The organism is Pseudomonas sp. No.117, from assembly GCF_054558395.1.
This window is the reverse complement of the sequence record NZ_BAAJNP010000007.1, coordinates 100,958-117,313: the sequence shown is the minus strand read 5'-3', so window position 1 is coordinate 117,313 and position 16,356 is coordinate 100,958. Positions and strand designations below refer to the sequence as shown.

Annotated in this window: 16 protein-coding genes; 1 reads left to right on the top strand and 15 read right to left on the bottom strand. The window is 63.4% G+C overall.

From position 1 onward, the window contains the following. Position 1 precedes the first annotated feature (1 nt). The gene (locus tag ACYJP6_RS17700) at positions 2–919 is read right to left on the bottom strand and encodes a glycosyltransferase family 2 protein (RefSeq protein WP_459476383.1); all 918 of its coding nucleotides are present in this window, start codon (positions 917–919) and stop codon (positions 2–4) included. A gap of 236 nt (positions 920–1,155) precedes the next feature. On the opposite strand from ACYJP6_RS17700, the gene ACYJP6_RS17695 reads away from it, so the two are divergent. Next, entirely contained in the window at positions 1,156–1,284 is a 129-nt protein-coding gene (locus tag ACYJP6_RS17695) for a hypothetical protein (RefSeq protein ID WP_256681076.1), read from the top strand. On the opposite strand, the gene pilM is transcribed toward ACYJP6_RS17695, so the two are convergent. The 14 genes from pilM to ACYJP6_RS17625 all read right to left on the bottom strand — a co-directional run bounded on the left by pilM (position 1,281) and on the right by ACYJP6_RS17625 (position 16,336). Then, positions 1,281–1,718, bottom strand: coding sequence for a type IV pilus biogenesis protein PilM (gene pilM, locus ACYJP6_RS17690; protein ID WP_459476382.1), 438 nt, complete (start codon positions 1,716–1,718; stop codon positions 1,281–1,283). The two genes, ACYJP6_RS17695 and pilM, sit on opposite strands and share 4 nt — an antisense overlap. 3 nt (positions 1,719–1,721) lie before the next feature. Next, entirely contained in the window at positions 1,722–1,940 is a 219-nt protein-coding gene (locus tag ACYJP6_RS17685; RefSeq protein ID WP_459476380.1) for a hypothetical protein, read from the bottom strand. 9 nt (positions 1,941–1,949) lie between these two features. Further along, a complete protein-coding gene (pilV, locus tag ACYJP6_RS17680; protein ID WP_459476378.1) occupies positions 1,950–3,380 on the bottom strand; it encodes a shufflon system plasmid conjugative transfer pilus tip adhesin PilV in 1,431 nt (476 codons plus the stop codon). Further along, on the bottom strand, positions 3,377–4,312 hold the full coding sequence (locus ACYJP6_RS17675; protein ID WP_459476376.1) for an ATPase, T2SS/T4P/T4SS family: 936 nt from the start codon (positions 4,310–4,312) through the stop codon (positions 3,377–3,379). The genes pilV and ACYJP6_RS17675 overlap by 4 nt, the downstream gene beginning before the upstream one ends. A 6-nt stretch (positions 4,313–4,318) precedes the next feature. Continuing rightward, positions 4,319–4,843, bottom strand: a complete 525-nt coding sequence (locus tag ACYJP6_RS17670) for a type 4 pilus major pilin (protein ID WP_459476374.1) — start codon at positions 4,841–4,843, stop codon at positions 4,319–4,321. Positions 4,844–4,878: 35 nt separating this feature from the next. Next, positions 4,879–5,970: a type II secretion system F family protein gene (locus ACYJP6_RS17665; RefSeq protein WP_459476372.1), complete on the bottom strand. Its 1,092-nt coding sequence runs from the start codon at positions 5,968–5,970 to the stop codon at positions 4,879–4,881. Then, positions 5,960–7,570 (bottom strand): GspE/PulE family protein, encoded by a 1,611-nt coding sequence (locus ACYJP6_RS17660; protein ID WP_459476370.1) that lies wholly within the window; start codon positions 7,568–7,570, stop codon positions 5,960–5,962. Before ACYJP6_RS17660 ends, ACYJP6_RS17665 begins: the two co-directional genes overlap by 11 nt. A gap of 15 nt (positions 7,571–7,585) precedes the next feature. Beyond that, entirely contained in the window at positions 7,586–8,227 is a 642-nt protein-coding gene (pilP, locus tag ACYJP6_RS17655; protein ID WP_459476369.1) for a type IV pilus biogenesis protein PilP, read from the bottom strand. Next, positions 8,217–9,551, bottom strand: coding sequence for a type 4b pilus protein PilO2 (pilO2, locus tag ACYJP6_RS17650; RefSeq protein ID WP_459476367.1), 1,335 nt, complete (start codon positions 9,549–9,551; stop codon positions 8,217–8,219). The genes pilP and pilO2 overlap by 11 nt, the downstream gene beginning before the upstream one ends. A gap of 4 nt (positions 9,552–9,555) precedes the next feature. Continuing rightward, positions 9,556–11,292: a PilN family type IVB pilus formation outer membrane protein gene (pilN, locus tag ACYJP6_RS17645; RefSeq protein WP_459476365.1), complete on the bottom strand. Its 1,737-nt coding sequence runs from the start codon at positions 11,290–11,292 to the stop codon at positions 9,556–9,558. After that, positions 11,289–12,500: a PFGI-1 class ICE element type IV pilus protein PilL2 gene (pilL2, locus tag ACYJP6_RS17640; protein WP_459476364.1), complete on the bottom strand. Its 1,212-nt coding sequence runs from the start codon at positions 12,498–12,500 to the stop codon at positions 11,289–11,291. The genes pilN and pilL2 overlap by 4 nt, the downstream gene beginning before the upstream one ends. A 102-nt stretch (positions 12,501–12,602) precedes the next feature. After that, positions 12,603–12,869 carry a DUF3606 domain-containing protein gene (locus ACYJP6_RS17635; protein WP_459476363.1) on the bottom strand — a complete coding sequence of 89 codons (267 nt, stop codon included), beginning with the start codon at positions 12,867–12,869 and terminating at the stop codon, positions 12,603–12,605. Positions 12,870–13,301: 432 nt separating this feature from the next. Continuing rightward, on the bottom strand, positions 13,302–15,269 hold the full coding sequence (locus ACYJP6_RS17630; RefSeq protein WP_459476361.1) for a DEAD/DEAH box helicase: 1,968 nt from the start codon (positions 15,267–15,269) through the stop codon (positions 13,302–13,304). An 86-nt stretch (positions 15,270–15,355) separates the two neighbouring features. Next, positions 15,356–16,336 carry a hypothetical protein gene (locus ACYJP6_RS17625; protein ID WP_459476359.1) on the bottom strand — a complete coding sequence of 327 codons (981 nt, stop codon included), beginning with the start codon at positions 16,334–16,336 and terminating at the stop codon, positions 15,356–15,358. Between the last annotated feature and the right edge of the window lie 20 nt (positions 16,337–16,356).

Here is a 16,356-nt window from a genome sequence, read left to right as displayed (position 1 = left end):
GCTACTTCCTGGCAGGTCGGTAGGGCGTAAGCAGGCGACGAACACGGTGCAACGTGGTGCGATCCATGTCGCGTAGCGGAATCAGCCGCAGCATGCGCAGCGCTTCGAGCTTGTCGTGCCGCACGGCGTATTTCAGGGCCTTATTGACGACGGACGTATGCCCCTCGGGATAGCCGGGGTGATCCCTGTAGGGGGCGATGGCCAGCAGGTCCGCCTCGAGTAGCAGCCGGTACCGCCGGGAAAGATTGCCCCCGTGGCGGCGATAGCGCGTCACGGTTACGGGCAAGATCGCAATGGGTCGGCCCAGGGCCGCGACCTTGAGCGTCATCTGGAAGTCCTGGACGCGAATCGCCGGATCGTATCCCCCGACCTGATCGAGTACCGCCTTGCGATAGAGCGCAACCGGTGCGCCCACCACCTGGGTCTTGCGCAGGATCTCATCGAAGTCCAGCAGCTGAACGCCTGCTGCGTGCTGGTCCTTCAGCCAATTGCCGTCGCTGTCCATGAAACTGACCAGGGCGCCCACACAAGGAGTCTCAGGATGCTCTTCAAGATAGGCCGCGCGGATTCGCAAGGAGTGCGGCAGCATCACGTCGTCCAGATCCGGTGTGGCGACGTATTTTCCCTGGGCATGGGCGAGACCGGTATTTAACGCAGCGCTGACGCCAGCATTGATCTGCGTGAGCAACGTGAAGCCATAGCGTGCCTGCAGCGCAAGTAGGCGATGGGCGCTGTCGTCGGTCGATCCGTCGTCGATCACGATGACTTCGAAGTGCGGGTAGTCCTGGGCATAGATGCTTGCCAGGCCTTCCTCGAGGTAGCGGCCGGCATTGAAGCAGGGCACGATCACGGAGATCAGCGGCAGATGCCTCGGGGCATCATCATCCGGTGACGTGCGCGGGAGGGGGAGAGCTTGCATAGCGAAAGGTCCATTCTTGACGCCTTGAAATTGTACTTCGCCCGATGGACGCCACGCGACCCAAACGTCACTTTTCGAACCTGCCTGTTCTAGGGATTCACCGGTCGCTTCTCTGCCTTGCTCCAGTCCTGCCAGTCACACCCCGAAAGCTTCCATTGGTCCAGGCCTGTGGACGGTTGCCTGAATTTTCATGCTACCCAACCGGTCCAGAATGATCTCCTATCAAGGATCTCAGCATGGACACTGAAGACCATCCGACCGACATGATCGCTGTCACCGCCAGTGGCCTGATGATGGCTCTGACATTGACCGCTGGCGCCGTTCTGGCCGGCGGCGTTGCCTTGCTTGCCGAACTGTTCGTCTAGCGATAGGCCACGGCTGCGCCGGCAGGGACGGCTGCTGGGAGGGCGATACCGGTGGCGCCAGACGAGGGGCTGACAAGCTGCCCGTTTGTGGCGTAGCCCACCGCGGCGGATTCGGTGAGCTCGGCCAGCGTCGTCACCAGGCCATTGGGGGGCGCTGCGTAGTAGGCGTAGCTGGATCCGGCCTGCACATAGCCGCTCACCCCTGCCGCGTGCACCCACCAGGTGGGCAAGGCCAGCGCGGAATCCGCCGGCGCGCCTGAGAGGCCCGGGTTGTTGTAGGCGTACTCGGCCAGGGCGTTCCGGTAGATCAGCAGATTATGGGCAAGTGCAGAGACGTCGACGGTCTGACGACGATTGTCGCTGCGCTGCAACTGCTCGCTCAGCAGCCCGGCTCCGGCGAGTATTACCACCAGGATGATCCACAGCATGGGCATGGCCTAGCCCACCTTCCGGCTCAGGCGTTTTTGCTCTTGCACCAGAGTCTCGAGCTGCTCTGGATCGATCATCTCCTCGAGCAGGGCGTCGACCTGGTGTAGCAGCTCGCGGGCCTGATGGGTTCCTGGCTCGTCGAGGGCCATGTTTTCCAGCGTCTGCTGCTGGACACGCACAGCGCTGGCCAGCAGGCGCAGCGCTAGCAGGGTCGGAATGTCGTACATGCGGCTGCCTCAAAATTCACAGCAGAAGATGGTCGCATAATCGTTCTGGCCGATTGCGATATTAGGCGTGGACGCCCAGCGCTGACCGCTACCACCGGTGTCCCAGCCCACCTTGGTTCCGACTGGACAGGCATAGGTCGTTACGTCATTCGGGTCGTAACCCGGGATGGTGTAGGCGTGGCAGGTAGGCGTCTTACTGGCCTGGCGCTTCCACAACCCGCTCTGGCAGGAAAGCAAGGCGCCGCCACCGTCGCGGCTGACCAAGCCGTTGGTGGCGCAGCCCGCGTTTTCCGTCGCCGAGCCGATCAGCTGGATGTACTCACCAACGTACGTCCTGCCGTCGGAGAACAGGCTGTTCCCGCGCATTTGGCCGGACGTGTACACGTTCTTGCCGGCGTAGGCCCGTACCCAGTCGCTGTCGGTCATGTGCCAGCCACCGCCCCATTTCTCGCTGTACCAGCCGGTGTCCCCGCGGGTCCTGAACCAACCCTGGGTGTACGTCTCCCCAGACATGCTGGCTGTGACGCCCTGGACGTTGCCCCGGGCGTACATCGAGCCGGTGGTGGTATCGCCAGAGACCGCTACGTTGCCCCCGACCGTAGCGGTGCCGTTCATGGTGGCATTGCCCTGTAGGTACATCGAGCCGGCCCGAAGGTCTCCGCCAGCGGTGACCGTACCATTGAGGTTTACGTTGCCACTGGCGTTGACGTTGCGGCCAGCGTTCACATCGCCGCTAATGCTGGCGGTACCCGAGGCGGTGATATTGGCCGCATTGTTGAGGTCGTTGCCGCCCATGTTCAGGGCGGTGTTCATCCGATTCAGCTCGGGCTTTCCGGCGATAGCATTGCGGTAGAGATAGTCGTTGGCCAGGGTGCCATCCTGCAGGAACAGGGCACTGGCGGTGTGGCCCGCGCCCGGGTTCACTCCGTAGTTGCTCAGGGTCAGCGACCAGCCTCCGCGCACGCCTTGGATGATGCCGGTGTTGGCCACCGGTACGAAGCCGCCCGGGGCGCCAAGATTCTCGGCGATCTCGCGGGTGCCCATCTCATCTATGGCTTGGCCGCCGGTGGTGAGCACGATGGATTCGAGTTGGTTGGTCGCGACCCGCCGTGCCAGCACCACGAAGGTCTGGCCAAAAGCGTTGGCGTCGGTGAAGCCAGCGGGGAGGTAGTTGGTGTTGCGCAGCATCGCCGGGGTAATCTGCGCGGGCGTTGTGGTACCGGCCGCAGCGTAGACGGTGGCGAAGTTGTCCTTGAGGTACTTGGCCGCAGCGTCGGCAACCTGCTTCTGCTGGTCCGCGGCGATCTGGTAGTTCTGCGAGTCCATGCGGTTCATCATCTGGTTGATGCCGATCCCGGCCAGGATCGACAACACGATCAGGCCGAAGAGCACTTCCACAGCGATGAAGCCGGCCTGCTTTCCATTGTCTTGCATGCTCATGCCCACAGACTCCTGGTGGATTGGTTTTCGATGTCTTGGTCCAGGCTCGAAATCTCGTTTTTGCGGATCTTCTCCCGGATGGCGGGGCCGTCCGCCTCGGTTAGCAGCAGGCTGCGTACCTTGAGGATCCGGCGATCCTTCTGGGTCTCCAGCGTTTGCGCCACGACGGCGACCAGGCCCTGGGCCAGAATCTCGCGGGCGTTCTTAATCTCGTTGCTGGCAAGCGCCAGGACACGGTCAAGGGCTTGCGTTGGGCTGCCGGCGTGAAAGGTGCAGACGACGAAGACCCCGTTGATGGCCGCACGCACCGCCTGAACGGCCGTGGCGGTGTCGCGGATCTCGCCAATCAAGATCATGTCGGCGCCGGTGCGCAACGCGCGCAGCAGCGCCTCCTCATAGCCCCCGGTGCGGCGGGATACCTGCATCTGGATGCAGCGACCCTGTCCATGAAGGCCATTAAGGTTGGTTTCCGCCGGATCCTCGATCGCCAGCGCTGTACCCCCGCATTCCTGCAGGCGGGCGGCGATCAGGGACGCCGCGCTGCTGGTCTTGCCGGTACCCATCTCGCCGCAGAAGATGACCAGGCCACGCACCTGGTCATTGAGCATGGCGTTGGCCAACGGCTCGGGAAAACCGAGCAGGTGGAAGGGGCGAATCTGCGCATTGGATTTGCGGATGATGAAGACGTCATGCGCGAAGGCGTCCTTGATCTGCGTCACCCGCAGGACGATGCTGTCCTGGACCAGGGAGAATTCGGGATCGCCGTGATCGAGGAGGGTCGCCAGGCACCGCTCACGCAGTGCCTGGAGCTCGTTATTCCAAGCAGCCGGCGCGGCCTCGCGCCGGCTGCCCGAGCCGTCTAAGCCCTTCACGTCCGAGAAGTCCGGACCGAGAAAGAGGTCGACGAAGTTGGCTTGCGTGATCAGGCTCATACCGGCTCAGTAGGCGGTCCAGGCGACGATGTTGCTGTCCTTGCTGCACCCGCTCGAGGCGGTGGCGGAGTCGACCTCTCCGGTAATGGCCGTGCCGCCATTGATAGTGGTCGTCACCTTGGTGCCGCGGCTGATCTTCGTAGCCAGGGTCGCACAGGCATCCGCCGGTAGGCCGTTCTCGGTCACGGTAAAGGTCATGCCGCCGGAGACGACGGTGACCGCGCCATTCCAGCTGTTGTAGAGGTTCGAGCCCGACTGACTCATGCTCGGCAGGCCCTTGGTGGTGACCAGCTGAGAGACCAGGTTGGTGCCGGAGGTGCCGTAACCGGAACTGCTCTTGAGCTTGCGGGTGTTGGCGATCAGGGTGCCGATGTTGGACTGCTCGTTGCTGACATCGGAACTGCCGAGCAGACCCAGGCCGGACGACACGGCCAGGGCGATGCCCAAGGCGACGACGATCAGCACGAACAGGGTGCTCAGCTCCAAGAAACCACGTTGACGGCGACTGCCGGTAAAGCTCTGGGTACGCATCTGCGACTTCCTCACTGCAGGGGGGTTGGGTTGAATCAGCGGTGTACGTTTGAGGTGACGGCTTCTTGCATGCCGTAGGTGCCCAAGAGCACCAGGATCATCAGGGAGCCCATGGCTATGGCTGACAGGGTCAGCACGGACTTGCTGTAGCGTCCGACGATCTTGAGTGACTGCTCCAGCCAGCGGATGCTGAAGCGGTGGATGGCCTCGGAGAAACCCTTACGAGTGGCCAGCACGCACAAGAACTGGACGGCGGTCTTGTCCGGAAAATCGTGTCCCGCCAGGCGTAGTGCCTCACCGAAATTCTTGCCCATGCGCACGCCGTAGATGGCGGCGTGCAGGCGTTCGCGCAGCCACGGCTTCGCGCCCTGCAGCAAGGATTCCAAGGCCTCGACCTGATTGATGTTGGCCTTGAGCATCACGGAGATGTTGAGCAGGAAGGTGGAACCGTGAAGGGCTTTGTAGATCGACCACGGCGGCAGGTCCTCGAGCTTCACCCGCAGCGGGCCGGTGAAGTAGGGCAGCGTTGCGAGGATGACGATCAGCAGGGCTACCAGCGTGATGAGCGTGAGCGTGCCCCAGTCCTGGAGGAAGGTGGCGAGCAGATAGAGCACGCGCGGCGCGCCCGACCAGCTGTCCGGGTTCGAGGCTCGCGTCATGGCGGGTACCATGCGGGTCGCCACGACATGCAGCAGATACGCCATGAGGGCCCAGATGAAGCAGGGGTACAGCGTCGTGCTCACCACCAGTGAGCCAATCTTGCTGCGTGCTTCGATCATGCGGACGCAATCCAGGAACGCCTGGACCAGAGCGCCGGAGCGCTCGCCGGCGCCGATGATGGCGGCTTCCTGGTAGGGCATCCATTTCTGGCAGGCCTCGGCCAGGGACTTGCCGTTGCGCACGCCCTGGACCATGCCGGCGCTGGCCAGCGCTACCGGGTGACGCGGCTTCTTGCCACTGTCGCTGTAAATGCCTCGGACCTCGTCCAGCGCCTGATCGATCCCGACGCCGTTCTCGATCAGCGCGCAGAGGCTTTCGTAGAACTGGATCCGCTCCTTACTGCCGAATTGCTTGGCATAGAAGGTATCGGCGAAGGTGCTGACGCTGTCCAGGACCCTACTGAACATGGGGCTGCTCCAGGACATAGAGATCGAAATCCAGCGGGCCGACGATGGTCTCGGCCATGCGGGGATCGATCAGGCCGGCGGCGACCTTGCGGATGGTGTGCTGGATCTTGGTGATCCCGCCCATCTCCCGGACCCAGTAGGTTTTCGCTGCACTGGCTCCGTTCTCACGAAAGATCTGCATGAAGCGCTGGTTGGGCAGCAGCACTTCGGCGACTACGGTGCGCGAGGAGACGCCCAGGTTGCGGCAATGCGCGCAGCCTGGTCCCTGCAGTTTGACGTGCTCCGTCTCCATGACCCGCTCCAGTCGCTCGACGAGGGCCGGGTTCAACTGGTCCTGCTGGCTGGCCAGCGGCTGGGCGCAGTGACTGCACAGCACGGGCAGCAGCGACTGGTTGATGAGGCCTGACATGAGGGCAGGGTCCGTTACCAGGCTCGGGTCGGCGCCCATGTCGATGAGGCGCTGCAGGCTCGCCACCGCGTTGTTGGTGTGCAGGGTCGAGAAGACCAGGTGACCGGTCATGCCGCCACGGAAAGCGGCCTGGGCCGTGGCAAGGTCACGCACCTCGCCGTACATGAGGATGTCCGGGTCCAGGCGCATGGTGTTGGTGATAGCGCCGTCCCAGGTTTCGGCATGACCCAACGGCGACTGGTTCGCCTTGAGCGGATACTCGGGTGGATCCTCGACCGTGAGGATGTGGCGAGTGCCCTCGGTTTCGCCATGCAACGTATTGAGGGTTACCTGCAGGGTCTTCGACTTGCCAGAGCCGGTCGGGCCAGTAATGAGAATGACGCCGTACGGGAGTCTGCGCAGCCGATCGAGCAGGGCGATCTGTTCGGGGAGAAAGCCCAGCTCGTCCAGGGACTGCTTGGCTTTCTCGTCATAGAGCAGACGTAGGACCATGAGAGGTCCACCCACCAAAGGGCGCGAGGCGACACGTGCGCCAAATAGACCCAGCTGCGCCACGAAGTCGTGCTTGACCCGGGCGTCCTGGCTGATTTCTGGCTGATAGTGTTCCTCGGCGACGTCGCACATGGAGTTGTAGAGCGCCGAGCAGAGTTCGCGGCCCATGCGGCTTTGGATCTGACCGTACTCAGTCAGGAGACCATGGATGCGAAAGAGGACGTGGGTGATCTCGCGGCCCACGACGAAGTGGACGTCGGAGGCGCCGCGGGCATGAGCTTCGCCCAGTAGGCGAATGACCTCCTGCTGCCGTGAAGTGCCATCGACGGCGATGGCGACGACACCGGTCGCCGTCTCCACCTTGTACAGGGCCTGGATCTCACTGAGGGTGCTAGGCACCACCTGGTAGTCCAGGTCAGCCCGGTCCAATTGGCCCATGAAGGCCATTACGAAGGGATCGCGCAGGTGCTGACCGGAGACAAGCAGTTGGGCGCGATCAGTTGCGCGTGCGCCTTCAACTAAGGCCAGTAGCTGTCGTAGTTCCGGCTTCACCGAGCCCCAGCGGGCGCCCTCGGCGGTGAGGACGCGACGGGGTTGCAGCGGCAGCAACTCGCTGACCAGCTCACCTGCCAGACGCTGGCCAAGAGCCTTGGAAGCGTCTTCGGGCTCATCGGTTTCTATGGAAACGATCGAAGTCATCAGGAGGCCTCTAGCTTAAAGGCCCGCAGGCGTGGCGCCCGGCAGGGCAATAGGTGTCGGTGCTGCCACAGGTGTCGGGGGCAGTGAATTCATCGGTGTGACGGTGACTGGCAGCACCGAGGCTTGGCCCGTCGCCACCGTCGCTATCGGATAGCTCGGCGCCCGATTGGAGAAGCCCAGCGGGAAGCGTTTTCCGCCGCGGCTGAGCACGACGCTGTCCAGGGTCAGGCTGGCGACCCGATAGCCGCCCGGCAGGTCGGTAGATGCCGTGGAGGCATCGATCTCGAAGCCTCCGGCATAGAGCAGGGTGGCACGCAGCGCCTTGCCGCCGCCGTAGACCAGTTTCACCACCGGCAGCTGCTCGACGGTGCCGGTCTGCTCCGCCGCGCCGCTGACCCGACTGCTGGGTGCTACAACAGGTTGCGGCAGGTAGCTGGGCTGAGGCGTGGTGGCTTGAGCGCTAGTACCATTGATCTCGCGCAGTGCTTTGGCGCGCTCGCCCTGGGCCTTGAACAGGATCGTTTCGCTCTGCACTTGGGACAGCTCGCCCACTGTGATGCCGTCTGGATCAGGCGACTTCGTATCAGCAGCCAGCACGGGCCCGGCCAGCGTCAGCAGGAGGGCGCCTATCACGGCGAGGGAAAGGTCATTTGACATAAAGGTCACCAGTCACCGACCAGGCCAGCTGATCGCTTTGCAGAAGGGTCTTGATCTCGCGCAGCCGCAGGCCCTGGTTGGGTACGTCCTTGAGGACGATGGCCGGCGGCAGCGCCGTGTTGAAGGCCAGCTCGAAGTGCTTGTAGTCCGGTGGCGGCGGTGGCGGCGGTGCCGCCTGGCCGGGCAAGGCTTCCGGGGCCGGCACGACGACTGGGATCTCTTTGAGCGTTGGGGCCAGGCCCTGGCCGTGCAGCCAGGACGTCAGGTCGGCCAGCGCCGGACCGGCCTCCAACAACTCATCGTCGCCGGCTAGGGGCGGCTCGAAGGTCAGCTTGAGCGCGGCGCCATTGCCTTCGTCGAAGAAGGCCGGCTGATCGGCGAAGTGCCCGCGGGTCGCGGCCAAGAAACTGGAGGCGGTACTGTTGCCGTCCCGTCTGTAATTGGTGGAGAGCAGCACGCCGTCGCACTGCGCCGAGGTGAAGAGCCAGCCGGCGATCGATAGCGGTAGCTGGTCGATGGCGCCGTTACAGGTCGCCAGAAAGGCCGCCACACCGGGACGCCTGACCCAGGGGTGCTCCAAGGCCTGCACAGGCAGCTGCTCCCCGGAACGCTGACTCAGGGTTCTGAGCTCCTCTTGCCGCGCGGCCTCCGCAGCCTCGGCCGCTCGTCTCGCCACCTCATGCTGATGCGCTTTCCATTGTCCGTAGCCGGCTATGCCGCCGGCAACGACCAGGCCGAGCAGGGCGACCTTGATCCACTCGCTCTTGCTCATGCCAAAGGCGAGCGGACGCAGCGCGTACTCGCGCTTGAGATTGCCAGGCTGTAGCAGCGCCTCGATGTCCAGCGGCTGGCCGCCCAGCCCGAATTCCTCGGGCAGGAACATCGTGTCAAAGGTGATGGACCGACTCAGCAATTGAGCGACGCGCTTCTGGACATCGGCCATCGTGCCGACCAGGTCGGCGTTGGGAATGATCGCCCCGTCCAAGACGGCGACCAGCGCGTAGCGAGGCTCATCCGGAGAGACCCGCCAGGCGGCAAGCCAGGAGTCTCCCAACTGGCCGGCGAGGGTCGCCGCCAAGGAATACATGCCCTTCATGGCGCCGGCGCTGCGCGCGACGAAGCCAGCCTGGATGACATTACGGGCCCGGCGGATGGCAATGATGTCCATCTTGTGCAGGCGGCCGTACTGCCGGGCCTCTTTCATGTAGCTGGTAGGGCTGTCCAGCGGGTGCCAGTCCAGGCCAGACACGAAGCTTTTGCCGTGGTAGGTCAGGATCTGCACGTTCTGCGCAGGGGCGGCCGGTGGGGTACTGGCGAGGGCCATGTCGTCACCCCGTCACGATCGGGGTGATCAGCACCACCAGGACGCTATGCCCCGAGGCTCGCGTACGGCTACCGCCGAGGCCAAAGAAACTGGGATCACCGACCCCGGTCTTCGTCGCGTTCTCGTTGAGCTCTTCGAAACCGGACAAGATCAGGGTCTGGCCACTGCGCAACTTGACCTTGGGCGACAGCGACTTGGCGTCATAGTCGGGTAGCTGAACGCTAGAGCCGTTGCTCGTGAAGGTCTGGAAGGACGGCTTGCTGCTCATGTTGATCGATACCATGAGCAGCATCTCGTCGTGATCGAGCACGCGCGGCAGCAGCGTCATGTTGAAGCCGCTGGTGATGGTGCCGGGCGTCAGCGAAGTGCTCGATCCCACCGAGGCGGTAGTCGTCGTCGAGCTGGAGGCGAGGTAGCCCTGGACGTTGCCGATCTGCAGCGGTGCCGGCTGCAGGTTCAGGGTGGTGACTGAGGGCGACCGGACGTTGGAAACGCGGCCCTGCTCGGCTAGTGCCTGGACGATGGCGTTGGAGCCCGCCCAGGCGGAATTGGCGGTATCGACGATGCCGACGGAAGCCGAGGTCGCGCTGGTGCTGATGCCGGAGACGGTATTGGAGAGCGACAGGCCCCACTTGGTGTTAAGGGACTTATAGACCGCCGCCCAGTTGAGGCCCAACTGGTCAGTGTCGGTCAGCGTGACCTCGAAGACCTTGACGTTGAACAGTACCTGCTGAGTGATGGCGCGGTTGGTGGTGTTGAGGTAGGTCTCGATCCGCGAGATCACCTCAGGGCGGTCCGTGACGGTCAGGGTCCCGGTGGAGGGGGCCAAATACATCCGTCCGGCCGGGGCGACGCTGAGCATCGCCTTCACGTTGTTCTGGATGTCCTGGAGAATTGAGGACTCCAGGGTCACGGTGGTGCTCTGGTTGCTGCCCGAGTCGCCTGAGACGCCGGAGCTGGTACTGGATCCGCCCGAGTTACTCCCGCTGGTACCGGCGGCGGTGGCCATCCCGGATTTGACGGTGCTGGCGATGACCTGCTTGTCGCCAAAGGACCAGACGTCGAAGACCCGCGTCTCGAAATAGCTGATGCGCACGGCGCGCTCGACGGGTGAGTAGCGCCATCCCAAGCCCAGACGCGCGGTGACCTCATCGAGCAGGCCGGAGGCCTTGCCGCTGTACTTGAGGCCGCTGACCTGGCTGCCGCCGCCCGGGCTGGTGAAGTCGGAGGCGCGATACCCCGAACCAGTGGAGCTCGCCGCGGCGCCCATCGTCGCCGGGTTGGTGATGACCCCTGCAGGCAGAAGGCCTGCCAGGCTATCCGGGCTAGGATTGCCGATTGGCGCCGGCGCGGTGCTAGCCGGCTGTGAGCTGGGCGCGGCGGCATTGGGATTGAGTGCATCGGGCGAGACCAGCACGGCAATACCGCACTGGCTGGTGATGTACTGGGCAATCTCGGTGATACCGACGCTGCCGGACGGGCGATAGCTGAGCTCGCAGTCCAGCGCCGAGGGCATGCCACGTTTGGCCACCACCGGTTGCGTGGAGACCCAGGGCTTGTCGCTGAACACGACCGTCTCGCGCTTGGGCTGTTGCTGCTGATTACGCAGCAGGGCCGCGTATTGGCTGGCCATGGCGGCGTCGTTCTCGGCGCGCTGGGCCGATTCGTCCACCCGCTGCACCGAGCAGCTGGCGAGCAGGAGCGCCGCGGCCAGGGCGCTCAGGCGAAGGGGGCGGGTCATGACTTCTTCCTCTCGGAAACATGAACGATGCGCTGGCTGGAGTTGCCATCAACGATGAAGGAACGGCGAGCGCCGTCGTAGAGCGGAAAGACCTGGGCAACGGCTTCGGCAAAGGTGCCGCGGAAGTGAAGGGCGGCCTCGATGGGGTAGTCCAGGTCATCGGGTTCCCAGACCACCTGCCAGCCTGCGCGTTTGGCCCAGGCCTCGACGGACTGTCGCAGAGTGCTGCCAATGGGCGCATCCCAGGTCTGTGTCATGGCCGAGGCCGGTTCGGTCAGGCGAACCGAGGGCAGGGGGTAGGTGCTCGCGGCAGCGGCTGCCGCTGTAGTCGACGGCTTGGCGCTAGGGACGGCGTCGGAAGAAGCTGACTTGGCAGGAGCCGAAGCCGCTACAGCAGCAGCTTTGGCAGAGGTGCCCTTCGCCTGGGAAGCATTTGGAGATTGCCCGACATGCAATGACTTCCCAGGCGCGTTGACCGGTGCGGATGTCAGCGCCGCGCCGGCGGGCTCAGGTTTGACTACCTGTACGGACGTAGTGTTCGTGAGAGGGGCCGTAGACTTGGCCGGCGTGGTGGAAGTCTCCAGCGGTTTGGCAGCAGGTACATGGGCAACGGTCACCACCGAACTGGTGGCAGAGGATAAGGGCTTGGTGGTAGCCGTAATCGGGGTAACCACGGGCGCAGCGGCGTAGCGCTGACCCTCCGGCAGCTGATAGCCCGGGCGGAGCACGAAGCACACCGACCGCATGACTTCGTCGACCTTCACCTGCCATGCGGGGCCGGCCAGCACCTGTAGGGTGTTGCGCAGGCTCATGGGGCCGAGCTTGTACTGGGCAGCCGGAAGCGGCCGGGTGAAGAGGATGTTGACGTGTCCCTGCTCAGGGCCGCACAGACTGTATCCAGAGCGGTTGACCACGTACTGCATCGCGTCGCGAACTGTCGGCTTCATATTGGCCGGGATGTTCACGTCGATGATCTGGGTCATCAGGTCCCGCTGCTCGGTCTCCGGGGCGGTGTTGACCAGGGTGTAGCGGCCGTACCGGACCTGGGGCTCTGACACAGCGCCCTTCGGATAGAGATCGGGTTGTAGCAGCTCCGGATTACGCGAGCTGTCGGGGCCGGGTGCGCTGGGCGCAGGCTCCTGCTGGGCACAGCCTGCCAATGCGAGGGCGAAGGCGAGCGGCGAGAGGGTTGTGAGCTTCCAGATCATGTGCGGTGTGGCCCCATTTCGTAGTGGGGCTCACGGTGCCAGGCACCTGTCTGGAAAGCAGGAGATAACCGTATCTAGAGCGAAAGAGATTAAGTGCTCCGGTTATCTAGGCGAGGGGTCGTCGTAGTTGCGCTTCTGCTTTTTTGGTACTGGTGGGTTTGGTACTGGTGGGACTTCGCGCCCTTCCAGATATGCAATCATTCCTTGGATACTTGCCACTGATCCCGAACCGACTGACCTCCAGGCCCGTATCAGGTCGGCCCGGTCGCAGCCGAAGAAAGCGAGCCAATACTCCATTGCCTCCGGGGTGTTTAGGTCGACGCTGCTACGGTCCCCCGGCTGATGAGTTTTGTCGTTATTGTTTTCCATGAATAGCTCCTGTCACGCGGCGAAGTGCCACTTAATCAGCGTGCGGTTGGAGCATCAGCCTGCGCAACAGAAACGATTAGCAATGGGCAAAAAAATCCCCTGCACCTGGCAGGGGATAACTCAGTTTGAAGCCTACAGATTTGCCAACCTCTAGGGGATGAGTGTGGAGCACTCAGAAAGAGTGACCCCCGTCGTTTGCCGTTGTTCAACCGCGCTGCACTTGATCACGGATGACTTTCAGCATTTGCTCCACATACCCCGAATCGCTCAGCCGCGAAACGTCTAGCTGAAGGGTGAGGGCAGTATCACCACGCTTAGGTATCACACGCACAGCCGCACCTCGGTCCGGGCACACCACGCTCATCAAGCAATTGCAGTGAGGAAGCTCACGCTCGAGTCGGGCGACGAATGCCCGGGCTACATGCACATCATTCAAGGGCAGAGGTCTCTGGCTATTCGTTCTTGGGACTTATTGACCGCGTCTGGCTCGATGAGGTCCTGTGCGATCCGCCGCTTGTCTTGGAGCATCTGCCACAGCTGCAGATCGATGCTGTTCTCCACCAGCGGTATCTTCACCACCACCAGGCGGCGCTGGCCGTTACGGTACGCGCGGTCCTCGGCCTGGTCCTGCAGCCCCGGCGTCCAGGGTAGCCCCAGGAAAAACACGTAGTTGGCAGCGGTCAGGTTGTTGCCGGTTCCAGCCGCTGACGTCGTGCCGATGAATGCCCGGCAATCGACGTCCTGCTGGAAGCGATCGATTGCCTTCTGCCGCTTCGTGAGGCTGTCAGTGCCTACCAGGGTGACGCATCCCAGCCCTTCGGCCTCGCACAGCTGCTGCAGCGTGGCCACTGTCTCCTTGTACTCGCAGAAGAGGATCACCTTGTCCTCCGGATCCAGCTCACCCAGCAGCTCCATCACCACCGGCACCTTCACGCGCTCCAGGAGCTGGCGAAGCCGACCCAACCGCGCGAATACGGGCTGATCGGCGTTGCGGATGGCGTTGTACTCGACCTGCTGCGCCTCATCGAGCACGACTGGCACTGTCTGCCGCTGCTTGCCCTTAAGGTCGGGCAGCACGTCCTTGCGGCGGCGTAGCATCCAGTCGCCGATCTCGGCACGCAGCCCCTGGCGAAATTCAGAGCTGCCGGCGAAGCGCTCGCAGAAGTCCTTGAGCGGCAGCTGCCCGATGGGGTGGCCCGACAGGCGCAGCAGCGTATGGAGCTCCGACTCGCGATTGAGCACCGGTGTCCCGGTCAGCAGGTAGCGATTGGGCACCTTGGCGGCTATGTCGAAACCGTTGCGCGTCCAGGCGGCCGTGGGCTCTTTCAGCCGGTGGGCCTCATCAACGATCATCACCGCGAACTGATCAGCGACCGCGACGAAATCGCCCAGGCGTTCGTAATTGACGATCACCCACTGGGCATCAGCCTGATACCGCTGCCGAGCGATTCGCGCGTCCGGATAGACCGCCTGAATCTCCCGCTCCCAATTGATGACCAGGCTGGCCAGCACCACCACCAGGATCTGGTGGCCAGAAGACTGGATGCCTGCGGCGATCACCGCCTGGCGACTCTTGCCCAGCCCCATGTCATCGGCCAGCAGTGCGCTGGTGCGCTGCAGCAGGTGGCGGATCCCCGCAGGCTGGTGAGACATCAGCGAATACGGCTTGAGCTCGGCCTCAATCGCCTGCAGTGTCCAGCTGGTCTTGGCGATGTCGGGCACCGCGGCCAGGTAGACGTCCGCCGCACTGTCCTCGTCGGCTGAAGACGCGATTCGCTCCTGGGGTGGTCCTCCAATCGACATCGCGGTGACGTCACGGGCGGCGCTGACTGAGCCATCCGACAGCAGCTCCTGGAGCACGTCGAGCATCTCGAACTGCTCCTCGAGCAGCCCCAGCTCCAGGATGAGGTTACTGCGCAGCAGCTCGGCCGAAGCTGGCACCCGCCAGGCGCGACTGGTGGAGAGGAAGAGGCCCTGCATGCGCTTGGCCACGGCGACGCAGCCCGGGTGATAGTCACCGGAGAGCACCACGCCGCCACCGGACAGCGGCGCGATCCGCAGGCGCATCCCCCAGACGAAGAGATCCCGTCGGGCATCGGCCTGAGCGTCGGCGATCTTTCGGCTGAAGCCAGACCAGTCCTGGGAGAAACGACCATCGGCTAGCTTGCCCAGCTGGTGAAAGAGTACGTCCAGGTCCTCCAGCAGCCGCCGCTGGGGCAGCCGCCAGTATCCAGACAATGGATGTTCGCCGCGGCGAATGAAGGTGCCGCTCCGGGTCGTCAGCAGGCGGTTGGCCCCTTCGAGATACGGCATCTTGAGCCCGAAATCGTAGCCGTCAAATACGGCACGCTGTAGCAGTTGCGCTGTGCCAGAGGTGTTGCGCAGCACTGGTCTAGCCATGGTCAGCACTGCGGAGCACGCCTAATGGCCCCACTCTCTGAATTAGTTTGTTCCACACCAGAGGCTCAAGGCTCGCAGATTGGCCCTCACTCATCTGCAGGCCCAGAATATAACCGGTGGCAATACTCATCCGCCCGGCGCTCATCGTCATCGCGCTCGCGGTTATCGTCCCTGTCCGCTTCCCACATGGCGCTGTGACAATGCTGATGCTGCTCACGGGCAAGCGCCTCGGTGATATGGGCAAGGGCTGCTCGGACATAATCGAGGTCTGTGCCCAAGGCCACCGCTTCCGCTTCGGACGTCTTCCGCCTGATCCAGGCGTGCATGCTCTTGAGCATGGTCTGGCAGTCTTCGCGGCTGATAGGGTCCGTGCGCTGTCCCTCGTTGCGTCTCCAGTCGAGATCGATGCCGCCATGCCGCTGGAACAGCGTGAAGGTGTTACGCGCGGCAAAGAACTTCAGCACGTCGTGCGAGTACCAGGGATCGTTCTCCCGGAAAGGCTTCAATGGCGAGGGAGAAGGAGGCGAGGCCGGTAAAGGCGTTTTCGAGTGCTTGGGCAGCAGTCGCAGAGGTGTGTAGATCTGATGACGTCCCGCAAGGCTCAGGCAAAGGGCGTCGACCTGGAGCTTTCCAGTAACTCGCCAGCCGCGATCCGCCAAATCATCCAGACGCTTGATGTCGCTGGTTTCTATGCCCGGACCGTAGTAGGCCCTGAGCAGTCCTTCTGCTGCTTCCCAGCGATCACCGTAGGTCAGCCGCTCATTGATGAAATCGGCCTGGGACTGGGTGATATCGCCACCCAGGGCCTCGACGTACCACTCGACGGCTTCTTTACGGCGGCGATACTCCCGTACCTCTTTCCGGGCGTCGATCAGTAGCAGCACCGCGTATTTGGTCACCCAGACCGTCAGTAGCCAACCCCAGAGAATGGCCAGCAGGCGAAACGCCAAGCCGATGAGGGACTGCGCTTCGGCAGGGGCGAAATAGCAGTACTGCCCGTAAAGGGCTGCGGCCGCAACGACAAGGACGGTGGTGACGGATAAGCACAGGATACCCAGAGCGAACATCGCGTAGACCTTCGACAGAT

What these genes read in the sequence shown, in the direction of transcription:
- pilN (WP_459476365.1), bottom strand. Translation starts at nt 11,292, where the DNA reads ATGACCCGCCCCCTTCGCCTGAGCGCCCTGGCCGCGGCGCTCCTGCTC.
- pilO2 (WP_459476367.1), bottom strand. Translation starts at nt 9,551, where the DNA reads ATGGCCCTCGCCAGTACCCCACCGGCCGCCCCTGCGCAGAACGTGCAG.
- ACYJP6_RS17685 (WP_459476380.1), bottom strand. Translation starts at nt 1,940, where the DNA reads ATGTACGACATTCCGACCCTGCTAGCGCTGCGCCTGCTGGCCAGCGCT.
- pilP (WP_459476369.1), bottom strand. Translation starts at nt 8,227, where the DNA reads ATGTCAAATGACCTTTCCCTCGCCGTGATAGGCGCCCTCCTGCTGACG.
- ACYJP6_RS17665 (WP_459476372.1), bottom strand. Translation starts at nt 5,970, where the DNA reads ATGTTCAGTAGGGTCCTGGACAGCGTCAGCACCTTCGCCGATACCTTC.
- ACYJP6_RS17635 (WP_459476363.1), bottom strand. Translation starts at nt 12,869, where the DNA reads ATGGAAAACAATAACGACAAAACTCATCAGCCGGGGGACCGTAGCAGC.
- ACYJP6_RS17700 (WP_459476383.1), bottom strand. Translation starts at nt 919, where the DNA reads ATGCAAGCTCTCCCCCTCCCGCGCACGTCACCGGATGATGATGCCCCG.
- pilM (WP_459476382.1), bottom strand. Translation starts at nt 1,718, where the DNA reads ATGCCCATGCTGTGGATCATCCTGGTGGTAATACTCGCCGGAGCCGGG.
- pilL2 (WP_459476364.1), bottom strand. Translation starts at nt 12,500, where the DNA reads ATGATCTGGAAGCTCACAACCCTCTCGCCGCTCGCCTTCGCCCTCGCA.
- ACYJP6_RS17675 (WP_459476376.1), bottom strand. Translation starts at nt 4,312, where the DNA reads ATGAGCCTGATCACGCAAGCCAACTTCGTCGACCTCTTTCTCGGTCCG.
- ACYJP6_RS17695 (WP_256681076.1), top strand. Translation starts at nt 1,156, where the DNA reads ATGGACACTGAAGACCATCCGACCGACATGATCGCTGTCACCGCCAGT.
- pilV (WP_459476378.1), bottom strand. Translation starts at nt 3,380, where the DNA reads ATGAGCATGCAAGACAATGGAAAGCAGGCCGGCTTCATCGCTGTGGAA.
- ACYJP6_RS17625 (WP_459476359.1), bottom strand. Translation starts at nt 16,336, where the DNA reads ATGTTCGCTCTGGGTATCCTGTGCTTATCCGTCACCACCGTCCTTGTC.
- ACYJP6_RS17670 (WP_459476374.1), bottom strand. Translation starts at nt 4,843, where the DNA reads ATGCGTACCCAGAGCTTTACCGGCAGTCGCCGTCAACGTGGTTTCTTG.
- ACYJP6_RS17660 (WP_459476370.1), bottom strand. Translation starts at nt 7,570, where the DNA reads ATGACTTCGATCGTTTCCATAGAAACCGATGAGCCCGAAGACGCTTCC.
- ACYJP6_RS17630 (WP_459476361.1), bottom strand. Translation starts at nt 15,269, where the DNA reads ATGGCTAGACCAGTGCTGCGCAACACCTCTGGCACAGCGCAACTGCTA.